16 protein-coding genes are annotated in these 17,703 nt (G+C 72.8%); 4 read left to right on the plus strand and 12 right to left on the minus strand.

The features are described from left to right. Positions 1-31: 31 nt before the first annotated feature. Entirely contained in the window at positions 32-367 is a 336-nt protein-coding gene (locus Q0967_RS08400; protein WP_298749166.1) for a YerC/YecD family TrpR-related protein, read from the minus strand. A gap of 79 nt (positions 368-446) precedes the next feature. Between Q0967_RS08400 and Q0967_RS08405 the strand changes: the two genes are divergently transcribed. Next, the gene (locus tag Q0967_RS08405) at positions 447-1,034 is read left to right on the plus strand and encodes a peptidylprolyl isomerase (protein WP_298749164.1); all 588 of its coding nucleotides are present in this window, start codon (positions 447-449) and stop codon (positions 1,032-1,034) included. A 133-nt stretch (positions 1,035-1,167) separates the two neighbouring features. On the opposite strand, the gene hisS is transcribed toward Q0967_RS08405, so the two are convergent. Further along, the gene (gene hisS / locus Q0967_RS08410) at positions 1,168-2,565 is read right to left on the minus strand and encodes a histidine--tRNA ligase (RefSeq protein ID WP_298749162.1); all 1,398 of its coding nucleotides are present in this window, start codon (positions 2,563-2,565) and stop codon (positions 1,168-1,170) included. 94 nt (positions 2,566-2,659) lie between these two features. Between hisS and Q0967_RS08415 the strand changes: the two genes are divergently transcribed. After that, entirely contained in the window at positions 2,660-3,358 is a 699-nt protein-coding gene (locus Q0967_RS08415; RefSeq protein ID WP_298749160.1) for a GTP pyrophosphokinase family protein, read from the plus strand. Here the strand turns inward: Q0967_RS08415 and Q0967_RS08420 are convergent. After that, positions 3,355-4,071: an MBL fold metallo-hydrolase gene (locus Q0967_RS08420; protein WP_298749158.1), complete on the minus strand. Its 717-nt coding sequence runs from the start codon at positions 4,069-4,071 to the stop codon at positions 3,355-3,357. The two genes, Q0967_RS08415 and Q0967_RS08420, sit on opposite strands and share 4 nt — an antisense overlap. Positions 4,072-4,210: 139 nt before the next feature. On the opposite strand from Q0967_RS08420, the gene Q0967_RS08425 reads away from it, so the two are divergent. Next, a complete protein-coding gene (locus Q0967_RS08425; protein WP_298749156.1) occupies positions 4,211-5,923 on the plus strand; it encodes a DUF349 domain-containing protein in 1,713 nt (570 codons plus the stop codon). After that, on the plus strand, positions 5,920-7,260 hold the full coding sequence (locus Q0967_RS08430; protein ID WP_298749152.1) for a M18 family aminopeptidase: 1,341 nt from the start codon (positions 5,920-5,922) through the stop codon (positions 7,258-7,260). Before Q0967_RS08425 ends, Q0967_RS08430 begins: the two co-directional genes overlap by 4 nt. Positions 7,261-7,400: 140 nt before the next feature. On the opposite strand, the gene Q0967_RS08435 is transcribed toward Q0967_RS08430, so the two are convergent. The 9 genes from Q0967_RS08435 to Q0967_RS08475 form a co-directional block, all read right to left on the minus strand. Beyond that, on the minus strand, positions 7,401-9,719 hold the full coding sequence (locus tag Q0967_RS08435; RefSeq protein ID WP_298749151.1) for a bifunctional (p)ppGpp synthetase/guanosine-3',5'-bis(diphosphate) 3'-pyrophosphohydrolase: 2,319 nt from the start codon (positions 9,717-9,719) through the stop codon (positions 7,401-7,403). Positions 9,720-9,782: 63 nt separating this feature from the next. Continuing rightward, positions 9,783-10,346, minus strand: a complete 564-nt coding sequence (locus Q0967_RS08440) for an adenine phosphoribosyltransferase (RefSeq protein WP_298749150.1) — start codon at positions 10,344-10,346, stop codon at positions 9,783-9,785. Then, positions 10,336-11,544, minus strand: coding sequence for a protein translocase subunit SecF (gene secF / locus Q0967_RS08445; protein WP_298749149.1), 1,209 nt, complete (start codon positions 11,542-11,544; stop codon positions 10,336-10,338). The genes Q0967_RS08440 and secF overlap by 11 nt, the downstream gene beginning before the upstream one ends. Next, positions 11,544-13,592, minus strand: coding sequence for a protein translocase subunit SecD (gene secD, locus Q0967_RS08450; RefSeq protein ID WP_298749148.1), 2,049 nt, complete (start codon positions 13,590-13,592; stop codon positions 11,544-11,546). Before secD ends, secF begins: the two co-directional genes overlap by 1 nt. Beyond that, a complete protein-coding gene (yajC, locus tag Q0967_RS08455) occupies positions 13,589-13,966 on the minus strand; it encodes a preprotein translocase subunit YajC (protein WP_298749147.1) in 378 nt (125 codons plus the stop codon). The genes secD and yajC overlap by 4 nt, the downstream gene beginning before the upstream one ends. A gap of 210 nt (positions 13,967-14,176) precedes the next feature. Continuing rightward, a complete protein-coding gene (gene ruvB, locus Q0967_RS08460) occupies positions 14,177-15,280 on the minus strand; it encodes a Holliday junction branch migration DNA helicase RuvB (protein WP_298749702.1) in 1,104 nt (367 codons plus the stop codon). A gap of 44 nt (positions 15,281-15,324) precedes the next feature. Then, entirely contained in the window at positions 15,325-15,942 is a 618-nt protein-coding gene (gene ruvA / locus Q0967_RS08465; protein ID WP_298749146.1) for a Holliday junction branch migration protein RuvA, read from the minus strand. Next, entirely contained in the window at positions 15,939-16,607 is a 669-nt protein-coding gene (ruvC, locus tag Q0967_RS08470; protein WP_298749145.1) for a crossover junction endodeoxyribonuclease RuvC, read from the minus strand. Before ruvC ends, ruvA begins: the two co-directional genes overlap by 4 nt. Positions 16,608-16,704: 97 nt before the next feature. After that, positions 16,705-17,475 carry a YebC/PmpR family DNA-binding transcriptional regulator gene (locus tag Q0967_RS08475; RefSeq protein WP_298749143.1) on the minus strand — a complete coding sequence of 257 codons (771 nt, stop codon included), beginning with the start codon at positions 17,473-17,475 and terminating at the stop codon, positions 16,705-16,707. Positions 17,476-17,703 lie beyond the last annotated feature (228 nt).

Below are 17,703 nucleotides of genomic sequence, written 5' to 3' on the forward strand. Positions count from 1 at the left end.
GGGGGTGGGGCGGCGCACGCCGTCGGGCGCCTCAGGCGGGAGGGGCGGACGCCGGCTGCGCGCGACGATGCTCCAGGGCGGCACGGTAGCCCCCGGCGCCGCCCTCCACGCAGCGGGCGATGCGCCCGACCGTCGTCACGCTCACGCCGGTGACCTCGTGGATCTGGCGGTACGACATACCCTCGGCGAGCAGGGGGACGACCGACCAGCGGTCGGCCAGGGCCTCGATCTCGGCCGGGGTGCACAGGTCGTCCAGGAAGGCGTCCACGGACGCGGGGTCGCGCAGAGCGGCGAGGACGTCGGCGAGGTCCGCCCGCACCCGGGCGCGGGTGGCGACGGCGGAGCCGTGGGTGTCCCGCTGCTTCATGCACGTCCTTTCCGAGTTCGACCTGACGGGTCCGACCCGCCTCTGGTGTATCAACGTGTTATCACGCTAGCACGCACCGATGGGCTGTCCCAAAGCGTCGTGCGAGGAGGCTCCGGAGCCTCCTTCGGACGTCACGACCTACGGCCCGCAGGACCTCCCCGCCCCGCTGAGCGGGACGGAGCCGGTCACCGCGACCGTGGAGACCACGTGCGGTGACGTGCAGCTGGAGCTGTACGCCGAGCAGGCGCCGCAGACGGTCGCGTCCTTCGCCTTCCTCGCGGAGGAGGGCTACTGGCAGGACAGCCCGTGCCACCGGCTCACGACGGAGGGCATCTACGTGCTGCAGTGCGGCGACCCGACGGGCAGCGGCCAGGGCAACCCCGGCTACGGCTACGGCATCGAGAACGCCCCGGAGACCGGGATGTACCCGCCCGGCACCCGGGCGATGGCCCGCACCCAGGACCCGAACAGCAACGGCGGCCAGTTCTTCGTCGTCTACGAGGAGACACAGCTGCCGGTCGAGGGCGGCGGCTACAGCATCTTCGGGCAGGTCACCGAGGGACTGGACATCGTCGAGGCGATCGCCGCCGAGGGCACCGACACCGGTGGCGGCGACGGTGCCCCCGCCCAGCCGATCAGCATCCTGTCCGTCACCGTCAACGGCTGACCGCCCACGGCTGACCCCCGACGGCTGACCGCCCCCTCCCCCGCACAGGACGCGTGGTCCGCACACACAGAACACTTAGTCCGCGCGCACAGGACGCGTCGTCCGTACGCACCGGACGCGCGCCCAGCGCGCCTCAGACCAGCGGTTGGGCCAGCTCGACCCGCAGCGCGCTGACCACCTCGTCCCGGGGCACGGTGAACTGGTCCTGGCGGCGCAGGTCCTTGAGGGTCACCGTGCCGTCGGCGACCTCCTGCGCCCCCAGCAGGGCGACGAAGCGGATCCCGGCGCGGTCGGCATACCGCAGCTGCTTGCCGAGCTTGCCGCCGTCGAGGACCGCCTCGGTGTTGATGCCGCCGTGCCGCAGCTGGGAGGCGAGCGCGAGCTGGTCGTCGAGGAGCTCGGGGTCGACCTGCGGCACGAGGACCTGCACGGTCGACTCCCCCGCCGAGGCGTCGATGAGGCCCGCCTCGCGCAGCTGCCAGAACAGCCGGGACAGCCCGATGGAGATGCCGACCCCGGGCAGCCGGGACCTGGTGTACTGCCCGGCCAGGTCGTCGTAGCGCCCGCCGGAGCAGATCGACCCCAGCTCGGGGTGCTCGTCGAGCGTCGTCTCGTAGACGGTCCCGGTGTAGTAGTCGAGCCCGCGCGCGATGGAGAAGTTGAGGCAGTAGTTGCTCTCCGGCACGCCGAGCGCGCGGACCAGCGCGAGCACCTCACGCAGCTCGGCGACCCCCTCGGCCAGCGCGCTGCTGCCGGCGGACCCCGCCTCGACCTCCGCCAGCCGGGCCAGGGCGTCCTCGTGCCCCGTCGAGCGGGTCTGCACGAAGGACAGGATCCGCTCCACGACCGGCTCGGCGAGCCCGAAGCCCTCGCCCGTGAGGGTGGTCCTCAGGTAGTCGGCGCCGCGCTTGTCGAGCTTGTCGACCTCGCGCAGGACCGCCGCCTGGACGTCGCCGTCGGTGATGCCGAGGTCCTCGTAGAACCCGCGCAGCAGGCGGCGGTTGTTGACCTGGATGGTGAAGGTGCCGATCGCCAGGTCGGTGAAGATCGCGTTGATGATCGCGGGTGCCTCGGCGTCGTGGCGGACCGACAGCTCGCCGGAGCCGATGATGTCGACGTCGCACTGGTAGAACTCGCGGAACCGCCCCCGCTGCGGCCGCTCACCACGGTAGACGCGCTGCATCTGGTAGCGCCGGAACGGGAAGGTCAGCTGGTGCTCGTGCTCGGCGACGTAACGCGCGAGCGGCACGGTGAGGTCGAAGCGCAGCGCCAGGTCCGGCAGCCCCTCCTCGCCGTCCTCGGCCCGCGCCTTCTCCAGCGCCCCGGTGGACTGCACGAAGTAGACCTGCCGCTCGGTCTCCCCGCCGGTCTTGGTGAGCAGCACGTCGGAGCGTTCGAAGACCGGTGTCTCGATGGGCAGGAAGCCGAACCGCTCGTAGCCGGAGCGGATCGCGTCCAGCATCCTCTGGAAGGCGACCTGCTCGGGTGGCAGCAGCTCGAGGACACCGGAGGGCGTGCGCGGGGAGATCACCGCAGGAGTCTATCGAGCGGTATGCCGTGCCCCGCCGCCCCGGGCACGGCACGGGCACGGGCGCATCGGGCCGACCCGAGGCATAGTGGAGGACATGAGCACCGCTGCCGCCGCCGAGCCACCCTCCCTCGCCCTGGCCACGGAGGGTGGCATCACCCCCGCCCAGCTGCGGGAGGTGGGCGGCCAGCTCCAGCGCTTCCTGCTGGAGTACGAGTTCGGGCTGCGCGAGGTCGAGACCAAGATCGAGATCCTGCGCGACGAGTTCGCGCACATGCACGACTACAACCCCATCGAGCACGTCTCCAGCCGGGTGAAGTCACCGGACAGCCTGCGCGAGAAGGTGCTGCGGCGCGGGTTGAACCTCGACCTCGAGACCATCCGGCGCGAGATCACCGACATCGCGGGCATCCGGGTGTCGTGCAGCTTCGTCACCGACGCCTACCGCATCTTCGACCTGCTGACCCAGCAGGACGACCTGACGATCCGGCGGGTGTCGGACTACATCGCCGAGCCGAAGGAGAACGGCTACGCGAGCCTGCACGCGATCGTCGAGATCCCGGTCTTCCTGTCCACCGGCCGGGTCGACGTGCCCGTGGAGGTGCAGCTGCGCACGATCGCCATGGACTTCTGGGCCAGCACCGAGCACAAGATCCACTACAAGTACGACGGCAATGTGCCGGAGGGGCTGCTGACCGAGCTCAAGGACGCCGCGACCAGCGCCGCCGAGCTGGACGCCCGGATGCAACGGCTGCACCGCGAGCTGCACGGGGGCAGCCCGCACACGCGCGCCTAGGCGCCAGCCGTGGGCGAGAGCCCGCTGAGGTAGGGGTTGGTGGCCCGCTCCCGCGCGATCGTCGTCGCCGGCCCGTGGCCGGGGAGGACGAGCGAGGAGTCGGCCAGCGGCAGCACGACGTCGCGCAGGCTGCGCCGCATCGCCGCCCCGTCCCCGCCCGGCAGGTCGGTCCGACCGATCGAGCCGGCGAAGAGGACGTCCCCCGAGATCACCGTCCGGTCCAGCTCCTGCGCCGGTATGCCGTCGGGCACCCCCGCGGTGGTGAACAGCACCGAGCCCTCGGTGTGCCCCGGCGCGTGGACCACCCCGATGCGCAGACCGGCGATCTCGAGGTCCTGCGCGTCGGCCAGCTCGACCACCTCCTCGGGCTCGGTCCACGTCGCGCGGCGCCCGAACTGCTGCTCCATGGCCAGGACCAGCTCCGGACCAAGGGAGGACAGCGGGTCCCGGAGGCGGTAGCGGTCGTCCGCGTGGATGTAGGGGCTGACGGCGGTGGTGCCCGCGCAGACCGGGGTCACGGCATACACGTGGTCGAGGTGCCCGTGCGTGAGCAGGACGGCGGCCGGACGCAGCCGGTGCTCGGCGAGGAGGTCCTGCACCCGTCGCTCGACCCCGATCCCGGGGTCGACGACGACGCACTCCTCCCCCTCGGCGGGGGCCACGACGTAGCAGTTGGTGCCGAAGGCGTCGGCGACGATGCTGCGGACGAACATGGGACCGACCCTACGCACCGTCACCACCCGACCTCGTCCCGGTCGCCGACCGAGGCGTTGGGTAGGGTCGAGGGGTCAACGCCATGTCGAGGCGGCCCCGATGGCCGTGCTCGCGGTCCCTATCCGAGAGGCCACCACCGTGTCCGAGCAGACGCCCTCCCCCACCGAGCCCGACGACCAGGGCGCCGAGCCCGAGGTGGCGGCGACCCAGGACGTCGAGCCGACCGGCGCGCCGGACACCGAGCAGCCTGAGACGGCGGTCGAGCCCGAGGTACCCGCCGAGCCGGTCACCCCGGCCGAGCCCGAGCCTGAGGCAGCCGCCGAGCCCGCCGAGCCCGAGGCACCCGCCGAGCCCGAGGCACCCGCCGAGCCCGCAGAGCCCGAGGCACCCGCCGAGCCGGCCGAGCCCGCCGAGCCCGAGGCACCCGCCGAGCCCGCCGAGCCGGCCGAGCCCGAGGTACCCGAGGCACCCGCCGAGCCCGCTGCTGCGCCGCCGCGGCCGGCGGCGCCCTCGCCCGCCATGTTCGCCGCGCGGAGGCCGGCCGCCCCGCGCCCGGCCGGCAGCGCTGCAGCCGCGTCGCCGGAGCCCCACCCGGACCCCACCGAGTCCATGAAGCACGGCCGGGTGGCCGAGGACGGCACGGTCTTCGTCACCCTCGCCGACGGCACGGAGCGCGAGGTCGGCTCCTACCCCGGTGCCAGCGCGCAGGAGGCGTTGGCCTACTTCGCCCGGAAGTACGACGAGATGCTCGCCTCCGCGGACCTGCTCAAGGCCCGGCTCGCGGGCACCGAGGTGTCGGCGCACGACGCGCGCCAGTCCCTGGCCCACCTCAAGGAGCAGATCGGCGAGGCGCACGTCGTCGGGGACCTCGCCGCCCTCGAGGCCGTCGTCAAGGAGCTCGAGGCGGAGGTGAAGACCCGCTCGCGCACCGAGCAGGAGGAGCGGCTGAAGGCCAAGGCCCAGGCCGCGCAGGAGCGGGAGGAGCTCGTGGCCGAGGCCGAGCAGCTCGCGGCGACCGACCCCGGCCGCATCCAGTGGAAGCAGAGCAGTGCCCGCATCCGGGAGCTGCTGGACGAGTGGAAGGCCCACCAGCGCTCCGGCCCCCGCCTGGACAAGGAGGCCGAGAACGCCCTCTGGCAGCGGTTCAGCCACGCCCGGTCGGCCTTCGACAAGATGCGCAAGACCTGGTTCGCCCAGCTGGACGAGGAGCACGGTCAGGCCAAGGCCACCAAGGAGCGGCTGGTCCGCGAGGCCGAGGCGCTGTCGACCAGCAAGGACTGGGGGGCGACCGCCGGAGCCTTCAAGCGGCTCATGCAGGACTGGAAGCGGGCCGGCCGGGCCTCCCGCGCCGACGACGACGCGCTGTGGGTGCGGTTCAAGGCCGCCCAGGACGCCTTCTTCGACGCCAAGGACGAGGTGGTGGCCGCCGAGGAGGCGGAGTTCTCAGAGAACCTCAAGGTCAAGGAGGCCCTGCTGGTCGAGGCCGAGGCCATCACCGTCGACGAGGCCCACCTCGACCAGGCCAAGGCCGAGCTGCGCCGGGTCCAGGACCGCTGGGACGCGGCAGGCAAGGTGCCGCGCGGCGACATCAAGCGGGTGGAGAACAGGCTGCGCGCGGTCGAGCAGAAGGTCCGTGACATCGAGGACTCGCAGTGGCGGCGCAGCGACCCCGAGCTCGACGCCCGGGCCAGGTCGATGGTGGACCAGCTCGAGCGGGCCGTGCAGGGTCTGGAGTCCGACCTCGAGGCCGCCCGGGCGGCCGGGGACGACCGCAGGGTCACGGCCCTGGAGTCCGAGCTGGCGACCAAGCAGCTCTGGCTGGACTCGGCCCGTGGGGGTCTGAGCCGGTGAGCTCCCTCACCCGCCTGGCGACAGAGGTCGCCGAGGTCGCCGACGGCCTGTGCGCCTACCTCGACGCCTCGCCCTCACCGTTCCACGCCGTGCAGACCGCAGCCGGGCTGCTGACCGCCGCCGGGTTCACCGAGGTCGACGAGGTCGACCAGACCCCCACGGCGCCGGGGCACTACGTGGTCCGCCGCGGCGGGTCGCTCATCGCCTGGTCGACGGCCCACCTGCCGGCCGACCGGCCGGCGCACACGGCATACCGGGTCGTGGGCGCCCACACCGACTCCCCGAACCTGCGCGTCAAGCCGCACCCGGACTGGACCCGGGCCGGGTGGCGGATGCTGGGCGTCGAGGTCTACGGCGGGGCGCTGACCAACTCCTGGCTGGACCGCGACCTCGGGCTCTCCGGGCGGGTCGCCGTGCGGGACGCCGCCGCCCCCGGTGGCGTCCGCCAGCACCTCTGGCGCTGCGACGACCCGCTGCTGCGCGTCTCCCAGCTGGCCATCCACCTGGACCGGACGGTGCGCACCGAGGGGCTGAGGCTCAACGACCAGCAGCACCTGGCGCCGCACTGGAGCCCCGGGGGCGACAGCACGGGAGCGTTCCGCGACTGGCTGGCCGCGCAGGTCGGGGTCGGCCCCGAGGACCTGCTGGGCTTCGACGCGATGACCCACGACCTCACCGCGGCACGGCGCATCGGCGGCGACGGGGAGCTCATCGCCTCGGCGCGCCTGGACAACCTGGCCACGTCCTACGCGGCCGTCCGGGCGCTGCTGCAGGCGGTCGCCGAGCCGGCCGAGGCGGCGACGCCCACCGTGCCGGTCGTCGTGCTCTTCGATCACGAGGAGGTCGGCAGCACCTCCGAGCGGGGCGCCCAGTCCACCTTCCTGCCCTCCTGGCTCGAGCGGATCGTCCTGGCCGCCGGCGGCACCCGGGAGGACTACTGGCGCGCGCTCGCGGGCACGGTCGTGGCCTCCGGCGACATGGCGCACGCCACGCACCCCAACTACCCCGAGCGGCACGAGCCCGAGCACCCGATCCTCATGAACGGCGGGCCGGTGCTCAAGGTCAACACCAACCTGCGCTACGCCACCGACTCCCCCGGCGCCGCCGCCTTCGCCCTCGCCTGCGAGCGGGCGGGGGTGCCGATGCAGACCTTCGTCACCCGCTCGGACCTGCCGTGCGGCTCCACGGTCGGGCCGACGACGTCGGCGCTGACCGGCGCCACCACGGTCGACTTCGGGGCCCCGGTCCTATCGATGCACTCCACCCGCGAGATCTGCGGCACCCTCGACCAGGCCGGGTACGCCGCGGGCCTGGCCGCCTTCCTCACCCCCGCCTGAGCGCAGTCGGCAGGCCGTGAGGCCGTGGGGGGCGCCCGTTCTGGACATAGGAAACTGGGACCCGTCCCCCAGGAACGTATGTCCAGAACGGGCGGGTGCGAGGCTCAGGAACGTAGGTCCAGAAGTGGTGCGGGCGGGGCTCAGGCGTGGCTGCGGCGGTGCGGGTCGGTGCTGGTGGTGCCCGTGACCCGGTAGGCGTCGAGCACGGCGGGGATGCGGCGCACCGCCCGCAGGACGGACTCGAGGTGGGACGGGTCGGCCATCTCGAAGGTGAACTTCGACAGGGCGACCCGGTCCCGGCTCGTCTGCACCGAGGCGGACAGGATGTTGACGTGCTGCTCGGAGAGCACCCGGGTGATGTCCGAGAGCAGCGCCGAGCGGTCCAGGGCCTCCACCTGCATGTTGACGAGGAACAGGCTGCTGGCGGTCGGGGCCCAGGCGACGCGGATGATGCGCTCGGCCGACTTCTCCTGCAGGTCGGCGGCGTTGGTGCAGTCGGTCCGGTGGACCGAGACCCCCTTGCCGTGGGTGACGAAGCCGAGGATCGGGTCGCCCGGCACCGGCGTGCAGCACTTGGCGATCTTGACCCAGACGTCGTCCGCCCCCACGACGGTGACCCCGGGGTCGGCGTGGGCCACCCGACCGCGCCGCGGGCGGGTCGCCTCGGCGAGGTCCTCCTCGGTGCCGTCCTCGCCGCCCAGGGTGGAGGTCAGCTGCTTGACGACGTGCTGGGCCGACACGTGGCCCTCGCCCACCGCCGCGAAGAGCCCGTCGATGTCCTTGTAGTTGAGCCCCTGCGCCACCGCGGTGAGCGTGTCGTGGCTCATGAGCCGCTGCAGCGGGGCGTTCTGCTTGCGCAGCACCTTGGCGATCTCGTCCCTGCCGGAGTCGACCATCTCCTCGCGCCGCTCGCGGGTGAACCACTGCCGGATCTTGTTGCGGGCGCGGGCGCTCTTGACGAAGCTGAGCCAGTCCCGGCTCGGCCCCGCGTCCTGCGCCTTGCTGGTGATGATCTCGCAGACATCACCGTTGTTGAGCTCGGAGTCCAGCGACACCAGCTTGCCGTTGACCCGGCCGCCCACGCAGCGGTGCCCCACCTCGGTGTGGACGGCGTAGGCGAAGTCGACCGGGGTCGCGCCCGCCGGCAGCGCCATGACGTCCCCGTCCGGGGTGAAGACGTAGACCTCGGCCGCACCCATCTCGAAGCGCAGCGAGTCCAGGAACTCGCCGGGGTCGGAGGTCTCCTGCTGCCAGTCGATGAGCTGGCGCAGCCACTGCATACCCTCCAGGGCGCCCGGTCCGCCGTCCGCGCCGGCGGTCGCGCGGGAGCCGTCCGGACCCTGCTCCTTGTACTTCCAGTGCGCCGCCACGCCGTACTCCGCGCGCCGGTGCATCTGGAAGGTGCGGATCTGGATCTCGACCGGCTTGCCGCCGGGGCCGATGACCGTCGTGTGCAGCGACTGGTACATGTTGAACTTCGGCATCGCGATGTAGTCCTTGAACCGCCCCGCCACCGGGTTCCAGCGGTTGTGCAGCGCGCCGAGCACCGCGTAGCAGTCCTGGATCGACTCGACGAGCACGCGCACACCGACGAGGTCGTAGATCTTCTCGAAGTCGTGACCCCGGACGATCATCTTCTGGTAGACGGAGTAGTAGTGCTTGGGCCGGCCGGTGACCGTGGCCCGGATCTTGGCGGTGCGCAGCTCCTCGGAGATCTCCCCGCGGATCCGCGAGAGCATCTCCTCGCGGGCGGGGGCCCGGTCCGCGACCATCCGCACGATCTCGTCGTAGACCTTGGGGTAGAGCTGGGCGAAGGACAGGTCCTCCAGCTCCCACTTGATGGTGTTCATCCCCAGCCGGTGCGCCAGCGGTGCGTAGATCTCCAGCGTCTCGGAGGCCTTGCGGGCCGCGCTCTCGGCCGAGACGTAGCGCCAGGTGCGGGCGTTGTGCAGCCGGTCGGCGAGCTTGATGACGAGGACCCGGATGTCGCGCGCCATCGCGACGACCATCTTGCGGACGGTCTCCGCCTGCGCCGCGTCGCCGTAGGTCACCTTGTCTAGCTTGGTGACCCCGTCCACCATCATGGCGATCTCGTCACCGAAGTCGCGGCGCAACTGCGGCAGGGAGTATGGCGTGTCCTCCACCGTGTCGTGGAGCAGCGCCGCAGCGATGGTCGAGGGCGTCATCCCCAGCTCGGCGAGGATCGTCGCCACCGCCAGGGGGTGGGTGATGTAGGCGTCGCCGCTCTTGCGCAGCTGGCCCTTGTGCATCTCCTCGGCGACCGCGTAGGCCCGCTCGATGAGGGCGAGGTCGGCCTTGGGGTGGGTGGCCCGCACCGAGCGCAGCAGCGGCTCCAGCGCGGGGTTGGCCGTGGTGCGGGTCCCGCCCAGCCTGGCCCACCGGGGCCGCAGGCCACCACCCACCCTGGCGGGAGGTGTGGTCGCGGCGGGCTCGCTCATGCACAGATCATAGGCGCTGGCCGGAGCGCACCAGCATCCCGGTGAGGCGCGTGCGTCGCGTGCTCAGACGCTGGTGAGGCAGTGCAGGTCGTAACCACCCAGGCGACCCCGGCCGCCCAGCGCCTCGATCTCCAGCACCAGCTCGATGGCCGCCACGCTGGCCCCGCACCGCTCGATGAGCTCGCAGGTCGCGGCCAGGGTGCCGCCCGTGGCGAGCACGTCGTCGACGACCAGCACGCGCTCGTGGTGGGACACGGCGTCCTGGTGGATCTCGAGGGTAGCCGTGCCGTACTCCAGCGTGTAGGACTGGCTGTGCACCGCCGCCGGGAGCTTGCCGCCCTTGCGCACCGGCACGAAGCCCACGCCGAGGGCGTGGGCCACCATCGAGCCGAGGATGAACCCGCGGGCCTCGATGCCGGCGACGACGTCGACCTGGCCCCGTCGCCGGTCCACCGTGTCGGTGACGATGCGGTCGCGCAGCGCGCGGTCGAGCAGCACCGGCGTGAAGTCCTTGAAGACCACGCCTTCCTCCGGGAAGTCGGGGATGTCCCGCATCCCGGCGAGGACGTCCCTCGCCAGCTGCGTGTCCGGGGGCACCACCTGACCGGCCACGGTCTCAGCGTCCACGGCGCTTGCGCTTCGGCTGGTTGCGCGGCCCGCGCTGGGCGTAGGGGTGCAGCTGGCGCCCCTGCGCCTGCTCCCCTCGCGCGGCCGTCGGCGTGGTTGCGCCGGAGGGCGTCGCGTCCTCCTGCGCACCCGCGGGGGCGCCGACCAGGGCACCCTCCGCGTCCTCGCCGTCCAGCAGCTCGTCGTCGGCGTGCGCCGACGCGCGCTCCTCGCGACGCTCGCGCCGGCGGGTCACCTGCGCGTCGTGCCGGCGCACGACCAGCTCGCCCTCACGCAGCTGCACGAGCAGCGGGGTGGCGATGAAGATCGAGGAGAAGGTGCCGACCGCGATGCCGATGAACAGCGCCCACGACAGGTCCACCAGCGTTCCGGGCCCGATGAGGGTGACGCCGACGACGAGGATGACGGCCACCGGCAGCAGCGCGACGACCGAGGTGTTGATGGAGCGGACGAGCGTCTGGTTCACCGCCTGGTTGGCGGCCTCGGCATACGTCTGCCGCTTGGTGTCGAAGGCGTGGTCGGTGTTCTCCCGGACCTTGTCGAAGACGACGATGGTGTCGTAGATCGAGTAACCGAGGATGGTGAGGAACCCGATGACCGAGGCCGGGGAGACCTCGATGCCCACGAGGGCGTAGATCCCCACCGTGAAGAGCACGTCGTGGACCAGCGCGACGAGGGCGGCGACGGCCATCTTCCAGGTGTGGAAGTAGAACGTCAGGACCAGCGTGACGAGGGCGAGGAAGACCGCCAGGGCGATGGCCGCCCGCTGGGTGACCGTCTCCCCCCACGACGGGCCGACGAACGAGCTCGTCACGGCGGACGTGTCGACGCCGAAGGCCTCGGCGAGGTCGGCCCGGGCCGTCTCGGCCTCGGTGTTGTCCAGCTCGCCGGTCTGCACCCGGACGGTGTCGTCGCCGATGCGGGTGATCGTGGTGGTGCCGCCGGGGTCGACGGCCTCGAGGGCGTCGTCGGCGGTCTGCTCGTAGTCCTCCATCTGGGTGCTGCTGACCCCGCTCACCCGCAGCTCGGAGCCGCCGCTGAACTCGATGCCGAAGTTCAGCCCGCGGCCGACCAGGCCGACGAGCGAGATGATCATGAGCACGGCCGACAGGGAGTACCAGAAGCGGCGACGACCGACGATGTCGAAGGACCGGGCGCCCGAGTAGAGGTCGTTGCCCATCCGGGAGAAGCGCGACATCAGACCACACCACCTTCCAGCTCTTCGCGGGTATGCCGTCTGCGCCCGGGGGCGATGACGTCCGGCTCACGCACCCGGCCGCGGCCGAGGTAGGCCGAGCGCTTGGCGCCGAGGCGCTCGGGCTCCATGCCGGACCACTTGCGGCCCTCTCCGAAGAAGCGGGTGTTGGCCAGGATGCTCACGAGCGGGTGGGTGAACATGAACACGACCAGCAGGTCGATGACGGTGGTCAGCCCCAGCGCGAAGGCGAACGCCCGCACGCCGGACTCGGACAGCAGGTAGAGCACCGCCGCGGCCAGCAGGTTGACGACGTCGGAGATGATGAGCGTCCGGCGGGCGCGCTCCCACCCGGTGTCCACGGCATACCGCAGCGGACGGCCGGCCCGGACCTCGTCGCGGATGCGTTCGAAGTAGACGATGAAGCTGTCCGCCGTGATGCCGATGGCGACGATGAGGCCGGTGACCCCAGCCATGGTCAGCCGGAAGTTGTTGGCCCACCCGAGCAGGGTGACCGAGCCGTAGGCGAGCAGCGCCGCGATGATCAGCGAGCCGATGGCCACCAGGCCCAGCGCGTGGTACTGCACCAGCATGTAGGCGAAGACCAGCAGCAGGCCGATGATCCCGGCGACCACGCCCCAGCGCAGCTGCTCGCCACCCAGGGTGGGGCTGATCTGCTCGGAGGTCTGGACCTCGAAGCTCAGCGGCAGGGCGCCGAACTCGAGCTGGTTGGCCAGCGCCTGCGACTCCTCGGGGGTGAAGTCCCCCGAGATCGTCGCGGTGCCGCCGGAGATGACGCCGTTGACCGTCGGGGCGGTGATGACCTCGCCGTCGAGGATCGTCGCGAAGCGGTTCTGCGCCTGGCCCTGCGGGTAGCCGTAGAGCCGGGAGGTGATCTCGGCGAAGGTCTGGCCGCCCTCCCCGTCGAAGGTGAGGTTGACCTGCCAGCGGCCGGTCACCGCCCCGCCCTGGACGGTCTCGGGGCCGGCGTTGGCGTCGGTGACGCTGCTGCCGGTGAGCTCGACCGGGCCGAGGATGAACTTCTCGTCCCCCTCGGCGGAGCAGGCGACCGTCGGCTCGTCGGCCGGGGCCGCCGCGACCTCGCCGGCGACGCCGGGGGCGGAGCAGTCGAGCGCGGTGAACTCCTCGGACAGCTCAGGCGTGATCTGCTCCAGGCTGGAGGGGTCGGCGGGCGGGGCGGTCTCGTCCGCGGGCGGCGCCGTGCTGTCGGCGTCGTCACCGGCCGGCACCCCGGGCGCCTGCGTGGCCGCGCCCTCGAAGTCCCCGGCGGCGACCGGCTGGCCCGCGAGGGGGTCGTCCGCCGCGCTGTCACGGTTCGCACCGTCGAGCCGGGTGCCGCCACGGTTGCCCTCGGTCTGCTCGGCCTCGTCGCCCGAGCCGCCCTCGGACCCCTCGTCGACGCTGTCCTCGCCGCCCTCGAGCTGCTCGGCCTCCTGCTCGGCCTCCTCGAGCTGCTCCTGGAGCAGGCTCGGCGGGAGCGGGAGGGTGCGCTGCGGGGGCACCTCGGCCTGCGGGCCGGTCGGCTGCGCGACCAGCACCGGGCGGAACTGCAGCTGGGAGGACCGGCTGAGCGCCTCGACCTGGTCGGCCGAGGGGTTGCCGGGGATGGCCACGGAGACGTTCTGACCGCTGCGGGTCACCTCCGCCTCCGCCACGCCTCCACCGTCGATGCGGCGGCGGATGATGTCGATGGCCTGCTCGAGCTGGTCGGCCGAGACCGACGCGCCCTCCTCGGTCAGCGGCTCCATGACGATCTGGCGGCCACCGGCGAGGTCCAGACCCAGCTGCGGGGTGAGCGAGGCGGCCGGTTCGGCCCACAGGCGGGCGCCGCCGATGCTGGCGAAGAGCAGCAGCGTGATGAGCAGCAGGCTCATGAGGGTCCGGAACGGACCGCGCAACCGGGCGTTGCGGCGGCGGGGGGTGCGCCCGCGACCGGAGCCGCCCGAGCCGCCCCGCTGCCGACGTCCGCGGCCGTCCGCGTCGCCGGCGAGGTCCTCGTCCCGGCGCGGGGCCGGGGTGGACGTCGTCATCGGCGCGGCTCCTCGTCGCCGTCGCCGTCGCGGGGCGCCGGCTCGGGAGCCGACTCGGGCGCGGCACCCCGGGCCGGGCCACCGCCACCCACCATGGAGATCGGCAGGATCGCCCGGCGCTGGAAGCGGAACACCGTGCCGCCGGCCTCGAGGTGGACCACGTCATCCTCGATGGCGCGCACGACGCCATACATCCCGGAGGTCGTCATGACCTCCTGGCCCGGCTGCAGCTGCCCCTGCGCGTCGGTGACGGCCCTGGCCCGCCGACGCTGGCTGAACATGAGGAACAGCAGGAAGAGGATCGGCAGTGCCAGGATGAGCAGCGTGAGGCCGGAGCCTCCCGTGCCCGCAGCGGCGCCGGTCGCCAGTGTCATGGAGTGACCCTTCAGAAAGCGTGTCTCGTGGGGCGCCGGTGCGACGCCGTCGTCCCGCTGCGCACGCTGACGCGCGCGGCAGGCACCCGGGGCAGTCTAGGTGAGTCTTCTGGGGCGGCCAAAGAGGCCGGTATGCCGTGTCCGCCTCCCGGTGCCTCGCGCCGCCGTCCGCCCGACCGGGAGAGCATCGCCCCGGCAGCAGAACCACGGTCACCCCCCGAACGGGAGCGTGCCGGCGTCGGGGTCCTCACCGCCGAAGCGGCCCGGCGCGCCGTGCCCCGGCACCGGCCCTCCCGCCTCCGGCGGCGCGGTGAGGCCGAGGTGCTGCCACGCGGCGGGGCTGGCGGCGCGGCCGCGGGGGGTGCGGACCATGAAGCCCTCGCGGACGAGGTAGGGCTCGGCGACGGTCTCCACGGTGTCGGGCTCCTCCCCCACGGCCACCGCGAGCGTCGACAACCCCACCGGGCCGCCGCGGAAGCGGGTGCACAGCGCCTCCAGCACCGCCCGGTCGAGCCGGTCCAGCCCCAGCTCGTCGACGTCGAAGAGCGCCAGCGCCTCGTGGGCGGCCGCCTCGTCCACGACGTGCTGCCCGTGGACCTGCGCCCAGTCACGCACCCGGCGCAGCAGCCGGTTGGCGATGCGGGGGGTGCCCCGCGACCGGGAGGCGATCTGGGTGATGCCCGGCTCGTCGGCCTCGATCTCCAGCAGCGCGGCGTTGCGGTGCAGGATCGTCACGAGGTCCTCGGTGGCGTAGTAGTCGAGGTGCCCGGTGAAGCCGAAGCGGTCGCGCAGCGGTGCGGGCAGCAGCCCCGCGCGGGTCGTGGCCCCGACGACGGTGAACGGCGGCAGCTCCAGCGGGATGGCGGTGGCGCCCGGGCCCTTCCCGACGATGACGTCGACCCGGAAGTCCTCCATCGCGAGGTAGAGCATCTCCTCGGCCGGCCGGGACATGCGGTGGATCTCGTCGAGGAAGAGCACCTCGCCCTCCACCAGCGAGGACAGCACGGCGGCCAGGTCGCCGGCGTGCTGGATGGCGGGACCGCTGGTGATGCGGATGGGCTGCTCCAGCTCACCGGCGATGATCATCGCCAGCGTGGTCTTGCCCAGCCCGGGCGGGCCGGAGAGCAGGACGTGGTCGGGCGGGCTGCCCCGCCGCCGGGCCGCCTCGAGGACGAGACCGAGCTGGTCGCGCACCCGCCGCTGGCCGGGGAACTCGGCGAGTCGTCGCGGGCGCAGGGCCGCCTCGATGCGGCGTTCCTCGTCGGTGCCGGAGGGGTCGACGACACGACCGCCGTCGGGGTATGCCTCCGGCACGTCGACCTCGTAGGACCCGTCGGTCGTGCCCTCCTCGGCGGCGGTCACCGGCCGAGCTCCCGCAGGGTCGCGCGCAGCAGGGCGGCCACGTCGGTGGGCGCGTCGTCACCCTTCGTCACGGCGGTGAGGGCACCGTCCGCCTGCCGGGCGGTCCACCCCAGCCCCTGCAGGGCCTCCCGCACCTGGGCGTGCACCGCGTCCTCGCCGGCCCCACCGCCCGGTGCCGCGCCCGCCCCGGCGGCCAGCCCGGGCTCGACGCCCGTCGCCAGGATCTTGTCCTTGAGCTCCAGGACCAGCCGCTCGGCCGACTTGCGGCCGATGCCCGGCACCTTGGTGAGGGCCACGAGGTCCCCCTGGGCCAGCGCGGCCCGGACGTCCCCGGGCGAGTGCACGGAGAGCATGGCCAGCGCCAGCCGGGGACCGACGCCGCTCACCGTCTGCACCTGCTCGAAGAGGGCCTTGGCGTCGGCACCGGCGAAGCCGTAGAGCGTGAGCGACTCTTCCCGGACCACGAGGGTGGTCTCCAGGGTCAGCTCCTGCCCGGTCCGGCAGCCCGCGGCGGTCTCCGGGGTCGTGTGCACGAGCAGGCCGACCCCCCCGACCTCGACGACGAGGTGGTCGAGGCCGACGTGGCGGACGGGTCCGCGGACCGAGGCGATCACCGGGGGTTCCTCCTGCTGACGGTGGTGGCACGACCGCCCGCGCGCGCCGAGGCGCGGGCGCTGGCCGAGCGGGCGGCGGTGCGGTGCTCGACGTGCAGCTGGGCGAGCCGGTTGGGAGCCGCCCGGGAGGCCTGCTCCTCGGCGTCCTGGAGGCGGTTGCGGTCCCCGGCGGCGCCCTCGGCCCGGGCATGTGCCGCCCCCCGCCACAGGTGGCAGATCGCCAGCGCCAGCGCGTCGGCGGCGTCGGCGGGCCGGGGGGCCTGCTCGAGGGTGAGGATGCGCGTCACCATGTGGGTGACCTGGGCCTTGTCCGCGCGACCGTTGCCGGTGACGGCGGCCTTGACCTCCGAGGGCGTGTGCAGCACCAGGGGCAGACCGAGCCGGGCCGCGGCCAGCATCGGCACGGCCGACGCCTGCGCCACGCCCATGATGCTGCTGTTGCGGGTGCTGGCGAAGACCCGCTCCACCGCCACCGCGTCGGGACGCGTGCGCGCCAGCCACTCGTCGATCTCGGTCTGCAGGGTGAGCAGGCGCTCGGCCGGCTCGTCCCCCGGCGGGGTCCGGACCACGCCCACCTCCACGAGCCGCAGCGAGCGTCCCGGGAGCCCCTCGACGACCCCGAGACCGCAGCGGGTGAGGCCGGGGTCGACGCCGAGCACGCGCATACCGCTCCCGTTCGCTGGTGTGGACAGATGTTCGGACACCACGCTACAAGTCCGGGGCGACCGAGCCCGCGCACGACACACCCACCGGAGGGAGGGGTCAGTCCTCGGCGTCGAGCTCGGCGAGGACCTCGTCGGGGATGTCGGCGTTGGAGTAGACGTTCTGGACGTCGTCGCAGTCCTCCAGGGCGTCGATGACCCGGATGACCTTCTTGGCGCCGTCGGCGTCCAGGGGCACCTGCATGCTGGGGACGAAGGTCACCTCGGCCGAGTCGTAGTCCATGCCGGCCTCCTGCAGCGCCGTCCGCACGGCCACGACGTCGCCGGCCTCGGAGATGACCTCGAAGGACTCGCCCACGTCCTCGACCTCCTCGGCTCCCGACTCGAGCACGATCTCGAGCAGCGAGTCCTCGCTGGCCTCCCCGCTCTCCTGCTCCTTGGGCACGACGACCTGGCCCTTGCGCTCGAAGAGGTAGGCCACCGAGCCGCTGTCGGCCATCGACCCGCCGTTGCGGGTGAGGGCGGTGCGCACCTCCATCACCGCGCGGTTCTTGTTGTCGGTGAGGCACTCGATGTAGAGCGCGACGCCCCCCGGGGCATACCCCTCGTAGACCAGGGCCTCGTAGCTCGCGCCGCCAGCCTCCGCGCCCGAGCCGCGCTTGACGGCGCGGTCGATGTTGTCGTTGGGCACCGAGCTCTTCTTGGCCTTCTGGATGGCGTCGTAGAGGGTCGGGTTGCCGGTCGGGTCTCCCCCGCCCATCCGGGCCGCGACCTCGATGTTCTTGATGAGCTTGGCGAAGAGGTTGGCCCGCTTGGCGTCGATCGCGGCCTTCTTGTGCTTGGTCGTCGCCCACTTGGAGTGGCCACTCATCGTTGCTCCTCGATCTGTCGACGTGCGGGTCGGGTATGCCGTGCCCGCCCCGGTGGGCGCGGCACCAGCTCCTCAGGTTACCTGCCGGGCGGGGCCGGGCCGACGGACCCGACCGACCCGGCGGGAGCGCCCGGCAGCCGGCGGGAGGCCGGTGACGGGATCACCCGCCACTCTTGCCCCAGGCACATCGCGTACCGCATAGTAATGAACGCCGGAGCAACGTCCCTG

This window comes from uncultured Serinicoccus sp. (assembly GCF_947500995.1).
Classification (GTDB): domain Bacteria; phylum Actinomycetota; class Actinomycetes; order Actinomycetales; family Dermatophilaceae; genus Ornithinicoccus.

Coding starts and splice junctions, on each gene's coding strand:
- Q0967_RS08400 (WP_298749166.1), bottom strand. CDS start 367: ATGAAGCAGCGGGACACCCACGGCTCCGCCGTCGCCACCCGCGCCCGG.
- Q0967_RS08405 (WP_298749164.1), top strand. CDS start 447: ATGGGCTGTCCCAAAGCGTCGTGCGAGGAGGCTCCGGAGCCTCCTTCG.
- Q0967_RS08415 (WP_298749160.1), top strand. CDS start 2,660: ATGAGCACCGCTGCCGCCGCCGAGCCACCCTCCCTCGCCCTGGCCACG.
- Q0967_RS08420 (WP_298749158.1), bottom strand. CDS start 4,071: ATGTTCGTCCGCAGCATCGTCGCCGACGCCTTCGGCACCAACTGCTAC.
- Q0967_RS08435 (WP_298749151.1), bottom strand. CDS start 9,719: ATGAGCGAGCCCGCCGCGACCACACCTCCCGCCAGGGTGGGTGGTGGC.
- secF (WP_298749149.1), bottom strand. CDS start 11,544: ATGTCGCGCTTCTCCCGGATGGGCAACGACCTCTACTCGGGCGCCCGG.
- secD (WP_298749148.1), bottom strand. CDS start 13,592: ATGACGACGTCCACCCCGGCCCCGCGCCGGGACGAGGACCTCGCCGGC.
- yajC (WP_298749147.1), bottom strand. CDS start 13,966: ATGACACTGGCGACCGGCGCCGCTGCGGGCACGGGAGGCTCCGGCCTC.
- ruvC (WP_298749145.1), bottom strand. CDS start 16,607: ATGCGCGTGCTCGGCGTCGACCCCGGCCTCACCCGCTGCGGTCTCGGG.
- Q0967_RS08475 (WP_298749143.1), bottom strand. CDS start 17,475: ATGAGTGGCCACTCCAAGTGGGCGACGACCAAGCACAAGAAGGCCGCG.